17 protein-coding genes are annotated in these 20,816 nt (G+C 53.6%); 8 read left to right on the top strand and 9 right to left on the bottom strand.

Annotation, left to right across the window (positions count from 1 at the left end):
* The first annotated feature begins 208 nt into the window (after positions 1 to 208).
* Complete coding sequence (gene yegR / locus ACJHXB_RS10475; RefSeq protein WP_001303579.1) at positions 209 to 526, top strand: protein YegR; 318 nt, start codon at positions 209 to 211, stop codon at positions 524 to 526.
* A gap of 328 nt (positions 527 to 854) precedes the next feature.
* On the opposite strand, the gene yegQ is transcribed toward yegR, so the two are convergent.
* The 8 genes from yegQ to mdtA all read right to left on the bottom strand — a co-directional run bounded on the left by yegQ (position 855) and on the right by mdtA (position 13,858).
* Entirely contained in the window at positions 855 to 2,216 is a 1,362-nt protein-coding gene (yegQ, locus tag ACJHXB_RS10470; protein ID WP_000476008.1) for a tRNA 5-hydroxyuridine modification protein YegQ, read from the bottom strand.
* A 147-nt stretch (positions 2,217 to 2,363) separates the two neighbouring features.
* Entirely contained in the window at positions 2,364 to 2,696 is a 333-nt protein-coding gene (locus tag ACJHXB_RS10465) for a YegP family protein (protein WP_000929408.1), read from the bottom strand.
* Between the two features lie 179 nt (positions 2,697 to 2,875).
* The gene (gene baeR / locus ACJHXB_RS10460) at positions 2,876 to 3,598 is read right to left on the bottom strand and encodes a two-component system response regulator BaeR (protein ID WP_000137880.1); all 723 of its coding nucleotides are present in this window, start codon (positions 3,596 to 3,598) and stop codon (positions 2,876 to 2,878) included.
* Positions 3,595 to 4,998 (bottom strand): two-component system sensor histidine kinase BaeS, encoded by a 1,404-nt coding sequence (gene baeS, locus ACJHXB_RS10455; RefSeq protein WP_000675154.1) that lies wholly within the window; start codon positions 4,996 to 4,998, stop codon positions 3,595 to 3,597. Before baeS ends, baeR begins: the two co-directional genes overlap by 4 nt.
* A complete protein-coding gene (locus tag ACJHXB_RS10450) occupies positions 4,995 to 6,410 on the bottom strand; it encodes an MFS transporter (protein WP_000130907.1) in 1,416 nt (471 codons plus the stop codon). Before ACJHXB_RS10450 ends, baeS begins: the two co-directional genes overlap by 4 nt.
* A complete protein-coding gene (gene mdtC / locus ACJHXB_RS10445) occupies positions 6,411 to 9,488 on the bottom strand; it encodes a multidrug efflux RND transporter permease subunit MdtC (protein ID WP_000667504.1) in 3,078 nt (1,025 codons plus the stop codon).
* Positions 9,489 to 12,611, bottom strand: coding sequence for a multidrug efflux RND transporter permease subunit MdtB (mdtB, locus tag ACJHXB_RS10440; RefSeq protein WP_001197927.1), 3,123 nt, complete (start codon positions 12,609 to 12,611; stop codon positions 9,489 to 9,491). It abuts the gene before it with no gap.
* Positions 12,611 to 13,858: a multidrug efflux RND transporter subunit MdtA gene (gene mdtA / locus ACJHXB_RS10435; protein ID WP_000678997.1), complete on the bottom strand. Its 1,248-nt coding sequence runs from the start codon at positions 13,856 to 13,858 to the stop codon at positions 12,611 to 12,613. Before mdtA ends, mdtB begins: the two co-directional genes overlap by 1 nt.
* Before the next feature lie 278 nt (positions 13,859 to 14,136).
* On the opposite strand from mdtA, the gene ACJHXB_RS10430 reads away from it, so the two are divergent.
* The 6 genes from ACJHXB_RS10430 (at position 14,137) to yegI (ending at position 18,428) form a co-directional block, all read left to right on the top strand.
* Entirely contained in the window at positions 14,137 to 14,193 is a 57-nt protein-coding gene (locus ACJHXB_RS10430) for a type I toxin-antitoxin system Ibs family toxin (protein WP_100249772.1), read from the top strand.
* A gap of 271 nt (positions 14,194 to 14,464) precedes the next feature.
* A complete protein-coding gene (locus tag ACJHXB_RS10425; protein ID WP_012767742.1) occupies positions 14,465 to 14,521 on the top strand; it encodes a type I toxin-antitoxin system Ibs family toxin in 57 nt (18 codons plus the stop codon).
* Between the two features lie 272 nt (positions 14,522 to 14,793).
* Positions 14,794 to 14,853, top strand: a complete 60-nt coding sequence (gene ibsA, locus ACJHXB_RS10420; RefSeq protein ID WP_010723109.1) for a type I toxin-antitoxin system toxin IbsA — start codon at positions 14,794 to 14,796, stop codon at positions 14,851 to 14,853.
* Between the two features lie 220 nt (positions 14,854 to 15,073).
* The gene (locus tag ACJHXB_RS10415) at positions 15,074 to 15,733 is read left to right on the top strand and encodes a vWA domain-containing protein (protein ID WP_000003176.1); all 660 of its coding nucleotides are present in this window, start codon (positions 15,074 to 15,076) and stop codon (positions 15,731 to 15,733) included.
* Positions 15,730 to 16,491, top strand: coding sequence for a protein-serine/threonine phosphatase PphC (gene pphC / locus ACJHXB_RS10410; RefSeq protein ID WP_000119097.1), 762 nt, complete (start codon positions 15,730 to 15,732; stop codon positions 16,489 to 16,491). Before ACJHXB_RS10415 ends, pphC begins: the two co-directional genes overlap by 4 nt.
* Positions 16,488 to 18,428, top strand: coding sequence for a protein kinase YegI (gene yegI / locus ACJHXB_RS10405; RefSeq protein ID WP_001468939.1), 1,941 nt, complete (start codon positions 16,488 to 16,490; stop codon positions 18,426 to 18,428). The genes pphC and yegI overlap by 4 nt, the downstream gene beginning before the upstream one ends.
* A gap of 12 nt (positions 18,429 to 18,440) precedes the next feature.
* Here yegI and yegD read toward each other — a convergent pair whose 3' ends face one another.
* Complete coding sequence (gene yegD, locus ACJHXB_RS10400; RefSeq protein WP_000469753.1) at positions 18,441 to 19,793, bottom strand: molecular chaperone; 1,353 nt, start codon at positions 19,791 to 19,793, stop codon at positions 18,441 to 18,443.
* 133 nt (positions 19,794 to 19,926) lie between these two features.
* Here yegD and alkA point away from each other — a divergent pair, with 133 nt between their 5' ends.
* Complete coding sequence (alkA, locus tag ACJHXB_RS10395; protein ID WP_000288358.1) at positions 19,927 to 20,784, top strand: DNA-3-methyladenine glycosylase 2; 858 nt, start codon at positions 19,927 to 19,929, stop codon at positions 20,782 to 20,784.
* The last annotated feature ends 32 nt before the right edge of the window (positions 20,785 to 20,816 follow it).

Genomic DNA, 20,816 nt, shown 5'->3' with positions numbered 1-20,816 from the left:
ACTAAACAGTGGCATCTTCAATATACTATTAAAAATATATTAACCCCCCCATGGGGTTACCCGAAAGGGCATCCGTGTATGTAATTCCTACTTATGTAGGAAATGTTGTACAGAACATTTATTATAATCCTATTCAATTATAATAATCATGCCATTATTATATTTAAACACCAGAGCGTGTCGTTGGTATTTAATGGGGGAAGGTGAGATGAAAAAGATAGCTGCTATATCATTAATTAGTGTTTTTCTTATGTCTGGGTGTGCTGTACATAATGATGAGACAAGTATCGGTAAATTTGGTCTTGCATATAAAAGTAATATTCAGCGTAAACTCGATAACCAATACTACACCGAAGCCGAAGCTTCTTTAGCCAGGGGCAGAATTTCTGGTGCAGAAAATATAGTAAAAAATGATGCAGCTCATTTCTGTGTTACTCAGGGCAAAAAAATGCAGATAGTTGACCTGAAGACAGAAGGTGCAGGATTACATGGCGTCGCTCGTCTGACATTCAAATGTGGAGAGTGAGAATATTTTTTGGTAAGCGTCAAACATGCGCGTTCTGGCTGTGCGTAACCGGAACCTGTGCGAGCACGATGCCAATAAGTGAAAGGCATCGTGCTATGAAGGGGGATTCTATCGATGTGGTCAATGGAAGACGGTGACCAGGATACGGCTTATGCATAAAAAATAAGCCCGTGTAAGGGAGATTACACAGGCTAAGGAGGTGGTTCCTGGTACAGCTAGCATTTTATGGGTTATGTTTTTCAGCGAAACGGATGATAACCTTAATAAATGCAGCTGTATGTGATCGGTTTCTAAGAATTTTCCATCCGGGAAAAATAATCGAAATTAATCACTTACCGTGGGGGTTACGCGTGGTTTCCCCGGAGAAATTACGCATCAGCAGCGCGTAATTTAGCTCAAGATCCTGCGGCACCGGGATCCACACAGTATAACCATCGCCCGGTGCGACCGGCATTGCTTCGCCTTTGGCGTTTTCCATCTGCTCAAGGGTAAAGTTAATGTTGCCATGCGGCGTCATCAGCTCAAGGCTGTCGCCAACGGAGAATTTATTTTTCACCGCTACCGCCGCGAGGTCGCCCTTGCGCTCACCGGTAAACTCACCAACAAACTGCTGGCGGTCAGAAACTGAATAACCGTATTCGTAGTTCTGATAATCATCGTGAGTATGACGACGCAGGAAACCTTCGGTATAGCCACGATGCGCCAGACCTTCCAGAGTTTCCAGCAGGCTGGTATCGAACGGTTTGCCCGCAGCGGCGTCATCGATAGCTTTACGATAAACCTGCGCGGTGCGTGCGCAATAGTAGAAAGATTTGGTACGGCCTTCGATTTTCAGCGAATGCACGCCCATTTTGGTCAGGCGTTCAACGTGGGCGATGGCACGCAGATCTTTCGAGTTCATGATGTAAGTGCCGTGCTCATCTTCAAACGCGGTCATATACTCGCCCGGACGCTGGGCTTCTTCGATCATAAACACTTTGTCGGTCGGCGCGCCGATACCCAGCGTCGGCTCAACATTTTGCACCGGAATCGGCTCGTACTTATGTACGATGTTGCCAACATCATCTTCTTTCCCTTCCTGGACGTTGTACTCCCAGCGGCAGGCGTTGGTGCAGGTGCCCTGGTTCGGGTCGCGCTTGTTGATATAGCCAGAGAGCAGGCAGCGACCGGAGTAGGCCATGCACAGCGCGCCGTGAACGAAGATTTCGATCTCCATATCTGGCACCTGATTGCGGATCTCTTCAATCTCTTCCAGCGACAGCTCGCGAGAGAGGATCACGCGGGTCAGGCCCATTTGCTGCCAGAATTTCACCGTCGCCCAGTTCACGGCGTTAGCCTGTACCGAGAGATGGATTGGCATTTCAGGGAAGTGCTCACGCACCAGCATAATCAGCCCCGGATCGGACATAATCAGCGCATCCGGCCCCATCTCCACCACCGGTTTCAGGTCACGGATAAAGGTTTTCAGCTTGGCGTTGTGCGGTGCAATGTTGACCACGACATAAAACTTTTTCCCCAGCGCGTGGGCTTCATTGATGCCGAGCTGAAGATTTTCGTGGTTAAATTCGTTGTTGCGCACACGTAGGGAGTAACGTGGCTGGCCCGCATAAACAGCATCTGCGCCATAAGCGAAAGCGTAACGCATATTTTTCAGCGTTCCCGCCGGGGAAAGGAGTTCCGGTTTAAACATAATTCTCTCGTTCTGATGACAGGTCAGATCCGCTTCACCTGATGAAGCGGTTAGGGGAGTGCCCCCACTTTAAGGGCGGGCATTGTAGCGCTGTAGGGGGGAGCTGGTAAAGCGCCAGACGCCAACAACACGCGCCCGGCATCGTAATTACGTATTGTCTTTCACCGTCTGGCTTGTGCCATTGGCTTTAACGGAGGCAATTCCGGTTTCACGAGATTGCGCGGTGGCGTACATCTGGCTGGAGCCGATAATTTGATGATTGGCGGCTTTCAGATTGAAATAGAATTTGCCGTTGCTTGCCGTTTTTTTCTCATAGCGTTCTTCTTGCGGGCTGTTGCTACGCACCGACGCGATACCCTTTTCCGCAGAGGCTTTTGAGGTATATAGCTCGCTGGTGAGGATAGTCTCACCATTGCCCGCTTTTAGCACAAACCGGAACTGATTATCACTGCTCTTACTGAGTTCAAACCAACCAGCCATAATGACTCCTTGATTGAAATTGCGTATCGAAAACAGCATCTAAAAGGACTGTTTACCGATTAAAGTATGAGCGATTTTCAGGCGGTTGCCAGGGCGAAGAGATAATGTCAGATAGCCGACAATGCATGGGATAATGTTGCCGGATGTGGCGTGAATGCCTTCTCCGGCAGGTAAAAATGTTAAACGATGCGGCAGGCGTCGGCTTCCCAGCGGTAACCGACGCCGTAAACGGCACGGATAAAGGACTGTTCGGCGTCGAGAGATTCCAGCTTGCGACGCAGGTTTTTAATGTGGCTGTCGATAGTGCGGTCGGTTACTACGCGGTAGTCGTCATAAAGATGATTGAGCAATTGTTCGCGGGAGAACACTTTTCCTGGTTCATGAGAGAGCGTTTTCAGCAGACGAAATTCCGCAGGCGTCAGGTCAAGCATTTTACTGCGCCATGAAGCCTGAAAACGACCTTCGTCGATAATCAACGGGCTTTCAGCATCCTGTTGCTGCAACTCACGCTGCGGTTTGCAACGGCGCAAAATGGTTTTGACGCGCGCTACCACTTCCCGTGGGCTGTACGGCTTACAGATATAATCATCTGCGCCAATCTCCAGTCCGAGCAGGCGATCGATCTCTTCTATTTTTGCCGTCACCATCACGATAGGAATGTCAGAAAAACGACGAATTTCCCGGCACAGCGTCAAGCCATCGGTGCCAGGGAGCATCAGATCCAACAGGATCAGATCCGGTGGTGTCTGGCGCACATACGGCAGTACCTGATCGCCGTGGCTGATAAGCGTCGGCGCATAGCTCGCAGCACGCAGATAATCAATGAGCAACTGTCCCAGCTTCGGTTCATCTTCCACGATCAAAATACGCGGTGTGTTTTCGTCGATTGGTAACTCGGTCATACTTCTCTCTGTAAATCCCGTTCCAGCGGTAACTCTACTGTAATGCTTACCCCGCCAAAAGGCGAATGGGCAGCAATAATGCGGCCATTATGTGCTTCAACAATGTTCAGGCAAATCGCCAGACCCAGCCCGGAACCACCGCTGGCGCGGTTGCGGGAACCTTCGGTGCGATAAAAACGTTCAAACAATTTTTGTAGCTGATCGTCACTGACACCCGGTGCACTGTCGGCAAAGGTCAGGCGCACCGTTTTGTCATGTTGCTCGGCAGAGATATGCAGGCTGCCGCCGCTGTCGGTATAGCGCAGGCTGTTTTCCAGTAAGTTATTGAACAACTGCATTAAACGATCGCGATCGCCAAATACGGTGATGCTGTCTGGCAGGGAAAATTGCAGTTTCAGCCCGCGGCTGGCGAAACGCTCACGAAATGCGCCACCCGCGACTTCCAGTAGCGGGATCAGATCCACCGACGATTTCTGGTAGGCGAGAGCGCCTTCATCAGACATCGACAATTGATGAAGATCGTCCACCAGTTTGGTCAGTGTACCGACCTCCGCCTGTAAAGACGCCACCGTCTCCGGCGTGAATTTACGCACGCCATCCTGAATGGCTTCCAGTTCACCGCGCAGCACCGCTAATGGCGTACGCAGTTCGTGAGAAATATCGGCCATAAAATCGCGCCGCATTTGCTGGTTTTTCTCCAGCGTGCTGGCAAGCTGGTTGAAGTCTTGCGCCAGTTTGCCCAGTTCATCTTCACTGGTGGGCGTCACGCGAGTAGTGAAATCGCCCGCTGCCAGTTTGTGTGTACCGTCCACCAGTCGTTTGACCGGAGCCAGCAAACCGCGCGCCAGTGGGAATGTCGCCAGCGCCGCTAACAAGGTAGATAAAGCGACAATCAGCCAACTGGTTTGCCTCTGTTGTCTGTCAAAATTGATATCGGTATTGCGGGTCAGTCGCTCAACAGGGGAGGCAATCACCGCACCCACTTCCGCACCGTTGACCAGAATGGGTCGCCGTGTACCGTCAGGTGGAATCGGCGCTCGCGGACCAACCAGCACTTTGTTGTTTTGATCAACCACCCAGAACTGGGTACGCCAGCCGTGCGGTGGCATACCCGGGCCGGGTTTATCTTCCGAATTATCGTGTTCAAATGAACGCAGGATCTGAAAGACAAAGCGATCATTGTTGCGCAGGAAGCGCCAGTTGCCATGCTGCGCATACTGCTCGCCAAGCGCATCACTTAACAGTTGTAATCGCTGTTCATTACCATGCTTGATGTAATCAATAAAGCCACGCTCAAAACTGATACGCACCGCCCAGTGCATACTGATCAGCAAGACAATGCAGGTGGCGAAAATCGCCAGAAACAGTTTGCCGGTAATACCGGGTCGCCAGAACTTCATTGCGCGCTCCTTTTTCGCCGCGAAATAGCTACATTTTGATGCGTATCGTTCGGCACTCTGGCAAAGATGAACGCCGGAAGGGCGATGATAAACGCCATGCTAAGCCAGGTGTACATAAAGACGGTTTGTGTGGTGCCGCTGTCGACGCTGACATGCTGTGAACCAAAAAGTCCCAGCAACAGCCCGGCGATAGTGACGCCGATACTCATCGACAATTGCATAATCATCGACAGCAGGCTGTTTCCGCTGCTCGCCAGATTGTCCGGGAGATCTTTCAGCGTCAGGGTGTTCATGGAGGAGAAACGGGTCGAGTTGACCATCCCTTGTAAAAACAGGACGAACGGCAAAACGTAGTACCAGCCCAGCAGAGCGGTAGTCATAAACAATAGGGTGACCAGCGACAGACCCAGCGTGGTCGCTACCAGTACCCGACGATAACCAAAGCGATTCACTACCTGTACCACAATTCGCTTCATCCCCATGCTGCCGAGCACCATCGGGATCATCATCAGTCCGGCATGAAACGGTGAGAAGCCAAGGCCAATTTGCAGGAAAACCGGCGTCATAAAGGGCAACATACCACTGCCGATACGTCCGGCAAAGCTCCCCGCCAGGCCCAGCGAAAAGGTACGAGTACGGAACAGTTTCAGACTGAAAAGCGCGCGGTTGTTATTTCTGGCGTGTAGCAGATAAAGCACCAGTGCTACCACGCCAACTGCGACCAGGCCAGCAATCGCCAGCGGCGATAAACCTGTACCTTTACTGCCGTCCAGCGCCAGGGTTAATACCGCCATGCCAACCGCCAGCAATAAAAATCCGGAGAGATCAAAGCGCCGCGTCTGCATGGTGTAGTTCGGCATTAACATCAGTGTGGCGATCGCGCCAATAATCCCCACCGGAATGTTGATCAAAAAGATCCAGTGCCACGACGCGTATTCCACCAGCAGACCGCCGAGCGCCGGACCGAGCAGCGGACCGACCTGACCGGGTAACGTGACAAAGGTCATCGCCGCCATATATTGCTCGCGCGGTACGATTTTCATCACCGTCAACCTGCCGACCGGCACCATCATCGCACCGCCAACGCCCTGTAACGCGCGTGCCAGCAACAGTTCGTTCAGCGTGACGGAAAGCGCGCAAAACAGTGAACCGAGAGTAAACAGCACGATGGCGGTAAAGAAAATATTGCGCACGCCGACTTTGTCCGCCAGCCAGCCGCTGGCGGGCAGCATCACCGCCACGGTCAGTACATAAGAGACAATGACCATGTGCATATGCAACGGACTTTCCCCGAGGCTTTGCGCCATTGAGGGAAGCGCGGTGTTTACGATGGTGGTGTCCAGCGACTGCATAAAGAAGCCGAAAGCCACAATCCACAATTGCCAGCGGGTGCTGTCGGGAAGATCTGTCATTTACTCGGTTACCGCTTGTTTAGGTTTACGCGAAAAACGCAGCCGCAGACGGTCGAAAAAGAGATACACCACCGGCGTGGTATACAGCGTCAGAAGCTGGCTCATTACCAGACCGCCGACAATGGTGATCCCCAGGGGTTGGCGCAGCTCCGAGCCGTCACCGCCCGACAATACCAGCGGCAGCGCGCCAAACAGCGCCGCCAGGGTAGTCATCATAATCGGGCGAAAACGCAGCAGACAGGCCTGGAAAATAGCTTCCTGCGGCGTCAGGTTACCGTGCCGTTGGGCTTCAAGCGCAAAATCGACCATCATGATGGCGTTTTTCTTTACGATGCCGATTAATAGCATGATCCCTATCAGGGCGATTAGGCTGAACGGGGCATTGAACAGTTCCAGCGCCAGCAGCGCTCCAACGCCCGCCGAGGGCAGGGTGGAGAGAATCGTCAGCGGATGTACGTAACTCTCGTAAAGGATACCCAGCACGATATACACCGTGGCGATGGCGGCGATAATCAGGATCACTTGCGAGTTCATCGTCTCCTGGAACACCTGCGCCGTGCCGGCAAAAATACCGCGCACCGTCGAAGGCACACCAAGCTGGGTCATTGCGCGATCGATCGCCGCACTGGCGTCCGAGAGCGATTTCCCGGTCGGCAGGTTAAACGAAATGGTCGAGGCCGCCGATAATCCCTGATGATTCACCGACAGCGGAGCATTCGCCGGTTGCCATTTAGCGAAATACGACAGCGGGATCGCTTTTCCTTCGTTATTGATAACGAACATTTTTTCCAGCGCGCTGATGTCCTGGGTATAGCGCGGATCCACTTCCATCACCACTTTGTACTGGTTCATCGGCTGGTAAATGGTCGAGATTTGCCGCTGACCGAAGGCGTTATTTAACAGGCTGTTGGCGGCCTGCACGTCGATTCCCAGCCGCGCCATGGTGTCGCGGTCGTAAACCAGATTCATCTCCGCGCCGTTATCCTGCTGATCGGAGTTCACGTCCGCCAGTTCCGGCAACGTTGCCAGTTTTTTGCGGATTTTCGGCTCCCATTCGCGCAGTGCCGCCAGGTCGTCGGATAACAACGTGTACTGGTAACTGGCGTTCGACTGACGTCCGCCAACGCGAATATCCTGTACCGCCATCAGGAACAGATTCGCCCCCGGTTCTTTCGCCAGTTTTACGCGCAGACGGTCGATAATTTGCTGCGCCGTTTCGCTGCGTTCGTCGCGTGGCTTGAGGGTGATAAACATCATCCCACTGTTCACCCGCGAACCGCCGGTAAAGCCGGTGACATTATCCACCGCCGGATCGTCACGGATAATTTTCATAAAATCCTGCAACTTACCGCGCATCGCCTGAAACGAAATACTCTGATCCGCCTGTATCCCGCCCATCAACACGCCGGTGTCCTGCTCCGGGAAGAAGGTTTTCGGGATCGAGATATATAGCCAGATATTCAGCGCAATGGTGCCAAGCAGCACCACGCCCACCAGACGGGTATGATTGAGCACCCATTTCAGCGACTTGCCATAGCCTTGTTGCAGGGCAACCAACATGCGACCAAAACCACGCAGTCGCTTTTGCTCACGCGGCTTGCTGGCTTTTAGCATCCAGCCGCACATCATTGGCGTTAGCGTCAGGGAAACCAGCAACGAAATACCAATGGCGACAGAAAGCGTCACGGCAAATTCGCGTAACAGTCGGCCCGGCAATCCGCCCATCAACAGCAGCGGCAGGAACACCGCCACCAGTGACAGACTCATCGACAGCACCGTAAAACCGACTTCGCGAGTACCTTGCAGTGCGGCTTGCAACGGTTTCATTCCCGCTTCCAGATGACGTGCAATGTTTTCCAGCACCACGATGGCGTCATCCACCACGAAACCAGTAGCAATGGTGAGCGCCATTAACGAAAGATTATTGAGACTGAAACCGCACAGGTACATCGCCGCAAACGTACCAATCAGCGAAACCGGCACCGCAACGGCGGGAATAATAGTGGCGCGACCCGAGCGCAGGAATAAAAAGACCACCAGAATCACCAGCGCCACCGAGATAATCAGCGTTTGCTCGACTTCCTCCAGCGAGGCGCGAATAGTGGGGGAGCGATCCTGGGCAATTTGCAGATCAATCGCCGCCGGAATGGTCTCCTGCAACTCCGGTAATTTTGCCCGGATGCTGTCAACTGTCTGGATAATATTGGCTTCCGGCAGCTTGCGGATCATCAGCAAAATAGCCGGTTTGGCGTTGGTCATCCCGGCGTTGCGCACATCCTGCACTGAGTCGGTCACCGTCGCCACATCGCCCAGACGAACCGCGCCGCCGTTGTTGTAATGAATAATCAGCGGCTGATATTCAGCGGCGGTTTTTAGCTCATCGTTGGTCTGGATCTGCCAGCGGTGAGTGCTATCTTCCAGCGCCCCCTGCGGTTTACGCACGTTGGCATTGCTGATGGCGCTGCGCACATCGTCCAGCGACACGCCCTGATTAAACAGCGCCTGCGGATTCAGCCCGACGCGTACGGCGGGCAGCGAGCTGCCGCCAACATCGACATCACCGACACCGTCGATTTGCGAAATCGTCGGAGCCAACTGCGTCGAGGCGAAATCGTACAGTTCACCCTGCGAATAAGTATCGGACGTCAGCGTCAGGATCATTATTGGCGCATCCGACGGGTTCGCTTTGCGATAGGTCGGACGGCTGGGCATCCCGCTGGGCAGCAAACTTTGCGCGGCGTTGATCGCCGCTTGCACATCGCGCGCTGCGCCGTTGATATCGCGGTCAAAATCAAACTGCAAAATAATGCGCGTGCTGCCGAGCGAACTGCTGGAGGTCATTTCACTGACCCCGGCAATGCGCCCAAGCGAACGTTCCAGCGGCGTGGCAACGGAAGACGCCATTGTTTCTGGTGACGCACCGGGCAGCGAGGCGCTGACCATAATCACCGGAAAATCGACCTGCGGCAGTGGGGCGACCGGCAGCATACGGAAGCCCAGTATGCCGCACAGGGTAATGGCGACCGACAGTAAAATCGTCGCCACCGGGCGGTAAATGAAGAGGGCAAAAAACTTCACTTACGCCTCCTCTTCATGGCGAGCAAAGCGACTTTTGGTCCACAATGCCAGGCGGTCGAACAGCAGATAAATCACCGGCGTGGTGAACAGCGTCAGCACCTGGCTGACAATCAGACCGCCGACCATGCCGATACCTAACGGACGACGCAGTTCCGCGCCGACCCCGGTACTCAACATCAGCGGCAGCGCGCCAAGCAGAGCCGCCAGAGTGGTCATCAGGATCGGACGAAAACGTAACAGACAAGCCTGGTAGATTGCATCGCGCGGCGACATGCCTTGCTCGCGCTCAGCAGCCAGCGCGAAGTCGATCATCATGATGGCGTTCTTCTTCACGATACCGATCAGCAAAATAATGCCGATAATTGCAATCACATCCAGTTCGCTACCAGCAATCATTAACGCCAGCAGTGCGCCAACACCTGCGGTGGGTAGCGTCGAGAGAATGGTGATCGGGTGAATAAAGCTCTCGTACAGAATGCCGAGCACGATATACATCGCCACCACCGCCGCGACAATCAGCCAGACAGTGCTGCCTAGCGCCGACTGGAAGGCGAGGGTGCTGCCCTGGAATTGCGTGGTGATATCCACCGGCAGATTCAGCGTCTTTTCGGTGTCCATAATCGCCTGCACCGCATCGCCCAGCGAATAGTTATCCGGCACGTTAAAGGAGATAGTCGTTACCGGGAACTGATCCAGATGGTTGATGGAGAGCGGCGCAAAACGCTGCTCAATTTTGGCAATTGAGCTTAACGGCACCACGCCACCGTCGCTGCTGGTCAGGCGAATGGTATCCAGCGCCGCAAGCCCTGGGGTATTTTCGGTATTGTGCTCCAGCACCACGCGATACTGGTTGGCCTGAGTATAAATGGTGGAAATCAGCCGCTGACCAAACGCGTTGTACAGGGCGTTATCGACATCCGCCATGCTGATCCCCAGACGGCTGGCGCTGTCCCTGTCGACATTGACATACGCCACCAGCCCTTTGTCCTGCCAGTCGCTGGAGACATCAGAAAGCTGTGGCAGCTGCTGGAGTTTTTCCATCAACTGTGGCACCCAGGTACTGAGCGCATCCAGTGACGTGGCCTGCAAGGTAAACTGGTACTGGGTGCGGCTGACCTGAGTATCGATGGTCAGGTCCTGCGTTGGTTGCAGGAAGAGATCGACGCCCGGCACTTTATCCACCGCCGTTTGCAGACGGGCGATGACTTTTTGCACCCGGTCATCTCGTTCATCCAGTGGTTTGAGGTTGATCTGCAAACGCGCACTGTTCAGCGACGGGTTAGTGCCATCAACGCCAACAAATGAGGTCAGGCTTTGCACTGCCGGATCCTGCAAAATCACATCCGCGACCTGGCGTTGCCGCTGGGCCATATTGGCAAAGGAGCTGGATTGCGGTGCCTGCAAAGTGCCCTGAATAATGCCGTTGTCCTGTACCGGGAAGAAACCTTTCGGAATGAATACCCACAAGAGAACACTAAGCAGCAGCGTGCTGAGTGCCACGCTTAAGGTCAGCCACGGATGATTCAGCACTTTCGCCAGTCCACGACCATAGGCGGCGATTATCCTGTCGAACATTTTCTCAGAGGCTCGGGAGAAGCGATTCTGTTTACGCAGCGACTCCTGGCTGAGCATCCGCGCGCACATCATCGGCGTCAGAGTCAGCGACACCACGGCTGAGATCAAAATCGCGACTGCCAGAGTAATAGCAAATTCGCGGAACAGTCGCCCGACGATATCGCCCATAAATAGCAGTGGGATCAACACTGCAATCAGTGAGAAGGTCAGCGAGATAATGGTAAAGCCGATTTCACCCGCGCCTTTGAGCGCCGCCGCCAACGGTTTTTCGCCTTTTTCGATATAGCGGGAAATGTTTTCGATCACCACGATGGCGTCATCGACCACAAATCCGGTGGCGATAGTTAACGCCATCAGCGTCAGGTTATTGATTGAAAAATCGAGAAACACCATGACCGCGAAGGTGCCGATTAACGACAGCGGCACTGCGACGCCGGGAATGATAGTCGCCGGAATATTACGCAAAAACAGGTAGATAATCATGACTACCAGCGCGATAGCCATCATCAATTCAAACTGAGTATCATCGACGGATGCGCGAATATTGGTGGTACGGTCAGAAAGTACCGTCACTTTTACCGATTTCGGCAAACTCTCGGTGAGTTGTGGCAGCATCTGCCGGATGCTGTCGGCGGTGGAGATAATGTTAGCACCGGGCTGGCGCTGAACATTCATCACAATGGCCTGTTCTTTGTTCGCCCACGCGCCGAGCCAGCTGTTTTCTGCTCCTTGCTCTACGGTTGCGACATCGCCCAGACGAATCGGCGCGCCGTTCTGGTAGGCAATAATTAGCTGGCGATACTCTTCGGCGGATTGCATCTGGTCGTTCGCGGAAAGGGTGACCGCGCGGGAAGGGCCGTCGAGGCTACCTTTTGCCGAGTTAACGTTAGCGCCGGTAATAGCGGTGCGCACGGTTTCGCTGGTCAGGCCGAGGGCGGCAATCGCCTGAGCGTTAAGTTTGACACGAACAGCCGGACGCTGGCCGCCGGAAAGCGTTACCAGGCCGACACCGGAAATCTGCGAGATTTTCTGCGCGACGCGGGTTTCCACCATATCTTCCACTTGCGTCATTGGCATGGCGGTTGAGGTGACGGCGAGCGTCATGATTGGTGGATCTGCCGGGTTCACTTTGCTGTAAACCGGCGGGTTAGGCAGATCGCTCGGCAACAAGTTGGTCGCAGCGTTAATCGCGGCCTGCACTTCCTGCTCGGCGACATCGAGCGGTAATGTTAGCTGGAACTGTAAGGTGATAACTGACGCACCGCCGGAACTTTGCGACGACATCTGTTTCAGGCCAGACATCTGCCCAAACTGGCGTTCAAGCGGCGCGGTAACGACAGAGGTCATGACATCCGGGCTCGCACCTGGGTAGAGCGTGACTACCTGAATGGTCGGATAGTCCACTTCCGGCAGCGCCGAAACGGGCAGGGCTCGATAACCGATAATCCCGGCGAGTAAGATCGCCACCATCAGCAGCGTGGTGGCGACAGGACGCATAATAAACAGGCGCGACGGGCCGCCTGTGCTGCTCGGGGGTAACACCTGCATCAGGAGCGTGCTCCTTTTTTCGCGTATTCGCGGCTGGTGGCTTTCTCTTCCGAAGTGGTGGCGCTCTGGGCTTCCACCACTTCCACTTTCGCCCCTTCGGTCAGGCGATCAATGCCATCCGTCACTACGCGGTCGCCCGCAGAAATACCTGCGCGGATCACCACTTTCTGACTGTCCTGAATGCCCGGCGTCACCAGATGTTTGCTGACCTTGTTTTCGCTATTCAGCACCCAGACAAAATGGCCTTCGTTGCCCATTTGCAGAGCGGCGGTGGGGATCACCACGGCGTTTTGTTCGGTGTCGACTAACATACGCGCGTTAACAAACTGATTGGGAAACAGCGCATCATCCTGATTATTAAAGCGTGCTTTCACTTTAATCGTACCGGTAGTGGCATCGATTTGGTTATCGAGACTTAACAGCGTGCCTTCACTTAATTTCTTCGAGTTGGTGCGATCCCAGGCTTCAACAACCAGCGGTTTTCCGGCTTTTTGCGCCTGTACTACGGTAGCGATATCGCTTTCCGGCAGGGTAAAGAGCAAATCGATAGGATGCGTCTGGGTGATCACCACAATCCCGGTGGTATCACCACTGGAGATTTGGTTACCAACATCAACCTGCTTGAGACCAACGCGACCATCGACTGGTGCGGTGATGCGGCTCCAGTCGAGTTGCAGCTGCGCGCTGGCGACGCTTGCTTCATCAGCCTTAATGGTGCCTTCGGTTTCACTGACCAGCGCTTGTTGGGCATCCAGTTCCTGACGAGATACGAGATTGGTTTTTGCCAGTTGCTGATAACGCGCCAGGTCACGGCGGGCGTTGGCAAGCGTGGCTTTATCTTTTGCCAGTTGGCCCAGGGCTTGTGCTAATGCAACTTTGAACTGGCTGGGGTCAATTTCTGCCAGTAAATCGCCTGCTTTGACCTGCTGGCCTTCCTGGAAATGTAACGCCATCAGTTGACCGTCCACGCGGCTGCGCACCGTAACAGTATTAGCGGCGGTAATGGTGCCAAGCCCGGTGAGGTAACGCGGAACTGCCTGTTCTACGGCGGTCGCCGCCTGAACCGGGGCTAATGGGCCGGAACGCATACCACGGCGACCACCCGCTGGCGATTGCTGCGCTTGTTTCGTCGCCCCTGGGGCTGCACTCCGGGAGTCATTGCGGCCTTGCCAGAACCAGAATGCGGCGATGGCGGCGATAACCACCACGATTACGATTACCCAACGGGATTTATAACTGCCTTTCATCGTTAAGAGTTTCTCTTCCTGAAACGTTTCGCGGAATGATACTAGTGTAGCCAGCCAATAAGGGAGAAAAATGGAGGAATTATGAAACACTATCGGGAATCGTCTGAATGGCGGGCACATTTGCGAGCACGCATCCAGTAATAACACATGAAACTATTTTATCTACGCGTTAGCGATAGACTGCTTGCATGGCGAAAGGAGGTAAGCCGATGATTTCAGCGGGACGCTGAAACGGGAAAGCCCCTCCCGAGGAAGGGGCCATAAATAAGGAAAGGGTCATGATGAAGCTACTCATCATCGTGGTGCTCTTAGTCATTAGCTGGCCAGCTTACTAAGACTACCAGGGCGGGGGAAACCCCGCTCTACCCTCACTCCTGAAAGTATGCCTTCACGATAAGATTGTCAATCTGCAGGCTTTGCAGTCTGCGATCCTGCCAGCAAATATTCTTTGCGAGACGTTACGCAATAATCACACTGGAAACTATTTTATCCGCAAGTCAGCGATAGACTGCATACAGGGCGAAAGGAGGTAAGCCGACGATTTCAGCGGGACGCTGAAACGGGAAAGCCCCTCCCGAGGAAGGGGCCTTAAATAAGGAAAGGGTCATGATGAAGATACTCATCATCGTGGTGCTCTTAGTGATTAGCTACCCAGCATACTAAGACTACCAGGGCGGGGGAAACCCCGCTCTACCCTCACTCCTGAAATTATGCCTTCACGATAAGATTGTCAATCTGCAGGCTTTGCAGTCTGCGATCCTGCCAGCAAATATTCTTTGCGAGTCGTTACGCAATAATCACAGAGGAAACTATTTTGTTCACGCGTTAGCGATAGACTGCATTCAGGGCGAAAGGAGGTAAGCCGACGATTTCAGCGGGACGCTGAAACGGGAAACCCTCTCCCGGAGAAGAGGGCTTTTAATAAGGAAAGGGTTATGATGAAGCACGTCATCATACTGGTGATACTCTTAGTGATTAGCTTCCAGGCTTACTAAGAACACCAGGGGGAGGGGGAAACCTCTCCCTAACCCTCACTCCTGAAATTATGTCACTCCGCCCTTAGTGTCAATCGACGGCTCTTCGTTCTTGCGAGGCGAATAGCAAAATTTTCTGCGCCGCCGGGCCTAATTCTGAAAGTTTCTTCGTTTGCTCTTATTTCATTATTGCAATCGGTATGATACCGGACCTCAATAATTCTCTAAGAAAGGATTTCTTATGAGCGAACAAATCACGTTTGCCACCAGCGATTTTGCCAGTAACCCGGAACCACGTTGCCCCTGCATTTTGCTGCTGGATGTTTCTGGCTCGATGAGCGGCAGACCTATTAATGAACTTAATGCCGGATTGGTTACCTTTCGCGATGAGCTGCTTGCCGACCCGCTGGCCTTAAAAAGAGTGGAACTCGGTATTGTGACGTTCGGCCCGGTGCATGTGGAACAACCATTTACCAGCGCCGCTAATTTTTTCCCGCCCATCCTGTTTGCCCAGGGCGATACACCAATGGGCGCCGCCATTACCAAAGCCCTGGATATGGTTGAGGAGCGCAAACGTGAGTATCGCGCCAATGGTATTTCCTATTATCGTCCGTGGATTTTCCTGATCACCGATGGCGCTCCAACCGATGAGTGGCAGGCTGCCGCCAACAAAGTGTTTCAGGGGGAAGAAGATAAGAAGTTTGCCTTCTTTTCCATCGGTGTTCAGGGGGCGGATATGAAGACTTTGGCACAAATCAGCGTTCGTCAGCCTTTGCCACTGCAGGGATTACAATTCCGTGAACTGTTTAGCTGGTTATCCAGTTCGCTGCGTTCGGTTTCCCGCTCCACGCCGGGAACGGAAGTTGTGCTGGAAGCGCCAAAAGGCTGGACGTCAGTGTGAGCTGGCGTCTGGTCTATGCATCAACCGTTGGAACGTCGCACATCAGCGCGGACTTGCCTTGCCAGGATGCCTGCCAGATGCAGGTTGCCTGGTTAAATGACCAGCAGCCATTATTGTCGGTATTTGTCGCTGATGGCGCAGGCAGTGTCTCGCAGGGTGGCGAAGGCGCGATGCTCGCCGTCAATGAAGCGATGGCTTATATGTCGCAAAAAGTGCAGGGCGGGGAATTGGGGCTTAATGATGTCCTCGCCACGGATATTGTGCTGACCATTCGTCAGCGACTTTTTGCCGAGGCGGAAGCCAAAGAATTAGCGGTTCGCGATTTTGCCTGCACATTTCTGGGACTGATTTCATCGCCTGACGGCACCTTGATTATGCAGATTGGCGATGGCGGCGTGGTGGTAGATTTGGGGCACGGTCTGCAACTGCCGCTCATGCCGATGGTGGGTGAATATGCCAACATGACGCACTTCATTACCGATGAAGATGCGGTTTCCAGACTGGAAACTTTCACCAGCACTGAGCGTGCGCACAAAGTTGCAGCATTTACGGATGGTATCCAGCGGCTGGCGTTAAATATGCTGGATAATTCTCCCCATGTGCCTTTCTTTACCCCGTTTTTCAATGGGCTGGCGTCAGCAACGCAGGAACAACTCGATTTATTACCTGAATTGTTAAAGCAGTTTTTGTCCAGCCCGGCGGTAAACGAGCGTACCGATGATGATAAAACGTTGGCACTGGCGCTGTGGTTACCATGAAACCCACTTTATATACTGCTACTGGTGAGTGCGTTACGCCAGGCTGTGAACTGGGCAAAGGTGGCGAAGGCGCGGTTTATGATATCGAGGAGTTTGTCGATAGCGTCGCCAAGATTTATCACACGCCGCCACCCGCCTTAAAACAGGACAAACTTGCCTTTATGGCTGCGACAGCTGACGCGCAGTTGTTGAATTATGTCGCCTGGCCGCAGGCAACGCTTCACGGTGGACGAGGCGGAAAGGTTATCGGTTTTATGATGCCAAAAGTTTCTGGTAAAGAACCGATTCATATGATCTATAGCCCGGCACATCGTCGCCAGAGTTACCCTCATTGTGCGTGGGATTTTCTACTCTATGTTGCGCGCAATATTGCTTCATCTTTTGCTACGATTCACGAGCACGGGCATGTCGTGGGTGACGTAAACCAGAACAGCTTTATGGTAGGTCGCGACAGCAAAGTGGTGTTGATTGATAGCGACTCCTTTCAGATTAACGCTAATGGCACGTTGCATTTATGCGAAGTTGGCGTGTCGCATTTTACGCCGCCAGAGCTACAAACCTTGTCGTCATTTGTCGGCTTTGAACGCACAGAAAATCACGATAATTTTGGCCTAGCGTTGCTGATTTTTCACGTCTTGTTTGGTGGGCGGCATCCTTATTCTGGTGTGCCGCTTATCTCTGATGCGGGGAATGCACTGGAGACGGATATTGCCCATTTCCGTTATGCCTACGCGTCAGATAATCAGCGACGTGGTTTAAAACCGCCGCCACGATCTATTCCGCTGTCGATGTTACCGGGCGATGTTGAAGCCATGTTTCAGCAGGCATTCACGGAAAGTGGCGTGGCAACCGGGCGTCCGACGGCAAAAGCGTGGGTAGCGGCACTTGATTCTCTACGCCAACAGTTAAAGAAATGTACCGTTTCGGCAATGCATGTTTACCCCGGTCATTTGACTGACTGCCCGTGGTGTGCGCTGGATAATCAAGGCGTTATCTATTTTATTGATCTCGGCGAAGAGGTCATTACCACCAGCGGTGATTTTGTGCTGGCGAAAGTCTGGGCGATGGTGATGGCGTCAGTAGCACCACCAGCATTGCAACTGCCATTACCCGATCATTTCCAACTGACTGGCAGGCCGCTTGCTTTAGGCCTGTTACGGCGTGAATACATCATTCTGATTGAGATCGCACTGTCAGCGTTATCGCTGTTGCTTTGCGGCCTTCAGGCAGAACCGCGTTATATCATTTTGGTTCCTGTGCTGGCGGCTATCTGGATTATTGGCAGCCTGACAAGCAAAGCGTACAAAGCAGAAATCCAGCAACGCCGTGAGGCGTTTAATCGCGCGAAAATGGACTATGACCATTTAGTCAGCCAGATCCAACAGTTGGGCGGGCTGGAAGGTTTTATCGCCAAACGGACGATGCTCGAAAAAATGAAGGACGAAATTCTCGGGTTACCGGAAGAGGAGAAATGCGCTCTGGCAGCACTTCATGACACTGCAAGGGAACGGCAGAAGCAGAAGTTTCTGGAGGGATTTTTTATTGATGTTGCCTCTATTCCCGGCGTTGGCCCTGCGCGTAAAGCGGCGTTACGGTCTTTTGGTATTGAAACAGCCGCAGATGTTACCCGTCGTGGCGTTAAGCAAGTGAAAGGGTTTGGCGACCATCTGACCCAGGCGGTTATCGACTGGAAAGCGAGTTGTGAACGCCGTTTTGTGTTCAGGCCGAACGAAGCGGTAACGCCTGCAGACAGACAAGCGGTACTGACTAAAATGGCCGCCAAACGACATCGGCTGGAATCGACGTTGACTGTCGGCGCGACAGAGTTGCAGCGATTCCGCCTTCAAGCTCCAGCACGGACCATGCCGTTGATGGAACCGTTACGTCAGGCGGCAGAAAAACTGGCTCAGGCGCAGGCTGATTTAAGCCGTTGCTGAGCCAGTTTTCAATTAACGGAACACCACTTCCGCCCAGCGTGCCAGCCCGGCGGTGACGGAGCCAAAGTCATCGCCGCCTGCAATCGGAATGCCCGGCAACTGTTCTGCCAGCGCCTTTTTAATCAGCGGCGAACGGGCGCTACCGCCGGTCAGGTAGATAACGTCCGGTTTTTCCTGGGCGTTATCCAGCGCCAGTTGCACCTGTTCCAGAATCCGCGCCAGTGGCTGGTTGAGGGCGCTTTCCAGCCCTTGCTGGCTAATCAGCGTAGCCAGTTCATCGCTGATAAACGGCAGTGAGGCGCGGGTTTCCGCTACGCTTGAAAGGGCGATTTTGCTCTCTTCTGCACTGCGCACCAGGCGATAGCTTAAACGCTGACGCCAGACTTTCTGTAACAGGGCCACTTTTTCCGGTTCGCGGGCATCGCGTACCAGATCGTTAAGCAGACGACCGTTGGCACTACTGTAGAAATCACTTTGCGCAGGTACGTCGTTGATGGCAACCGCATTCCACCACGGCAGAATCGGCAGGGCGATGCCTTTTTCGGTTTCGCCACCCATGCCAAGTAACGGCATCAGGTTTTTAAACGCCAGCGCGATATCCAGATCGTTACCACCAATACGGCAACCACTGTGACCCAGCAGGCTGGCTTCACGATCGAGACGCGAACGCCACTGCGGCCCCATCAGCAGCAATGAACAGTCAGTCGTACCACCGCCGATATCCACCACCAGCACCCGTTTTTCTTCCTGCAAGGTGGCTTCGTAATCCAGCCCAGCCGCGACCGGCTCGTACTGGAATACCACATCCTTAAACCCGGCACGCTTTGCCGCGCGTTCCAGAATCCCTTGCGCCTGGGTGTTTGCTTCATCGCCGCCCAGCCCCTGGAAGTTGATCGGGCGACCAATCACCGCCTGAGTAATCGCATCCGGCAGCTGCGCCTGCGCCTGCTGGCGAATGTGCAACATCATTGCGCAGACCAGATCCTCAAACAGCGCTACCTGCTGCGGTTTTAAGCCGCTGGCACCGAGGAACGATTTTGGTGATTTCACAAACCACACTTCTTCTGGATCATCAATGTACTGTGCCAGTGAGGAAAGACCGAACTGCACGCTTTTCGCCGTAACATCGATATCTTCTTCGCGGTTATAACGAATCGCCCGACGCAACAGCGCCTGCGTTTCATCGTCGTCTGCCGGAACATAATGATGGCGGTACAGCCATTCGCTTACCGCTTCACGCGTTGGCGCGCAAAGCATTGAAGGCAGCAGCGTGCTGTCGTTTTCCATTTTCAGTAATTGCGGCTTACCGTCGCGCATGACCGCCACTGAACAGTTTGCTGTACCGTAATCAAAACCAATAAACACGAAATAATCCCCATGCCGGTGAAGAAGGGGCGAGACTTTAGCGAAATGTTGCCGTCGCGACAACCGGAATATGAAAGCAAAGCGTAGCGTCTGAATAACGTTTATGCTGAAAGCGGATTAAAAAGGAGATGCGATGTATACCCTGAACTGGCAGCCGCCATATGACTGGTCGTGGATGTTGGGATTTCTCGCCGCCCGTGCGGTGAACGGTGTGGAAACGGTCGCGGACAGTTATTATGCCCGTAGTCTGGCGGTGGGCGAATATCGCGGCGTGGTAACTGCTATTCCGGATATAGCCCGCCATACTCTGCACATAAATTTAAGTGCAGGTTTAGAACCTGTTGCCGCTGAGTGTCTGGCGAAAATGAGCCGCCTGTTTGATCTGCAATGTAACCCGCAGATTGTTAACGGTGCGTTGGGCAAGTTAGGCGCGGCGCGGCCCGGATTGCGTTTACCCGGCAGTATTGATGCTTTTGAGCAGGGCGTGCGGGCGATTTTAGGCCAACTGGTGAGCGTGGCGATGGCGGCAAAATTGACCGCCAGAGTGGCACAGCTTTATGGCGAACGGCTGGATGATTTTCCGGATTATGTCTGCTTCCCCACGCCTCAGCGGCTGGCTGCAGCCGACCCGCAGGCATTAAAAGCGTTAGGTATGCCGTTGAAACGGGCTGAGGCACTGATTCATCTGGCAAATGCGGCGCTGGAGGGCTCCTTACCAATGACAATTCCGGGCGACGTAGAGCAAGCGATGAAAACGCTGCAAACTTTTCCGGGTATCGGGCGCTGGACGGCGAATTATTTCGCCTTACGTGGCTGGCAGGCGAAAGATGTTTTCCTGCCGGATGATTATCTGATTAAACAGCGATTTCCGGGAATGACACCGGCACAAATCCGCCGTTATGCCGAACGCTGGAAGCCCTGGCGTTCTTATGCGCTGTTGCATATCTGGTATACGGAAGGCTGGCAACCAGACGGAACGGACGAATTGTAGGCCTGATACGCCGCATCAGGCGATGGGGAAGC

The organism is Escherichia sp. WS3227_2, from assembly GCF_046486495.1.
Taxonomy (GTDB): Bacteria; Pseudomonadota; Gammaproteobacteria; order Enterobacterales; family Enterobacteriaceae; genus Escherichia; species Escherichia coli.
Note: the sequence above shows the minus strand (reverse complement) of the source record. Positions and strands in the feature narration are given on the sequence as shown.

What these genes read in the sequence shown, in the direction of transcription:
- yegR (WP_001303579.1), top strand. Translation starts at nt 209, where the DNA reads ATGAAAAAGATAGCTGCTATATCATTAATTAGTGTTTTTCTTATGTCT.
- yegQ (WP_000476008.1), bottom strand. Translation starts at nt 2,216, where the DNA reads ATGTTTAAACCGGAACTCCTTTCCCCGGCGGGAACGCTGAAAAATATG.
- ACJHXB_RS10465 (WP_000929408.1), bottom strand. Translation starts at nt 2,696, where the DNA reads ATGGCTGGTTGGTTTGAACTCAGTAAGAGCAGTGATAATCAGTTCCGG.
- baeR (WP_000137880.1), bottom strand. Translation starts at nt 3,598, where the DNA reads ATGACCGAGTTACCAATCGACGAAAACACACCGCGTATTTTGATCGTG.
- baeS (WP_000675154.1), bottom strand. Translation starts at nt 4,998, where the DNA reads ATGAAGTTCTGGCGACCCGGTATTACCGGCAAACTGTTTCTGGCGATT.
- ACJHXB_RS10450 (WP_000130907.1), bottom strand. Translation starts at nt 6,410, where the DNA reads ATGACAGATCTTCCCGACAGCACCCGCTGGCAATTGTGGATTGTGGCT.
- mdtB (WP_001197927.1), bottom strand. Translation starts at nt 12,611, where the DNA reads ATGCAGGTGTTACCCCCGAGCAGCACAGGCGGCCCGTCGCGCCTGTTT.
- mdtA (WP_000678997.1), bottom strand. Translation starts at nt 13,858, where the DNA reads ATGAAAGGCAGTTATAAATCCCGTTGGGTAATCGTAATCGTGGTGGTT.
- ACJHXB_RS10415 (WP_000003176.1), top strand. Translation starts at nt 15,074, where the DNA reads ATGAGCGAACAAATCACGTTTGCCACCAGCGATTTTGCCAGTAACCCG.
- yegI (WP_001468939.1), top strand. Translation starts at nt 16,488, where the DNA reads ATGAAACCCACTTTATATACTGCTACTGGTGAGTGCGTTACGCCAGGC.
- alkA (WP_000288358.1), top strand. Translation starts at nt 19,927, where the DNA reads ATGTATACCCTGAACTGGCAGCCGCCATATGACTGGTCGTGGATGTTG.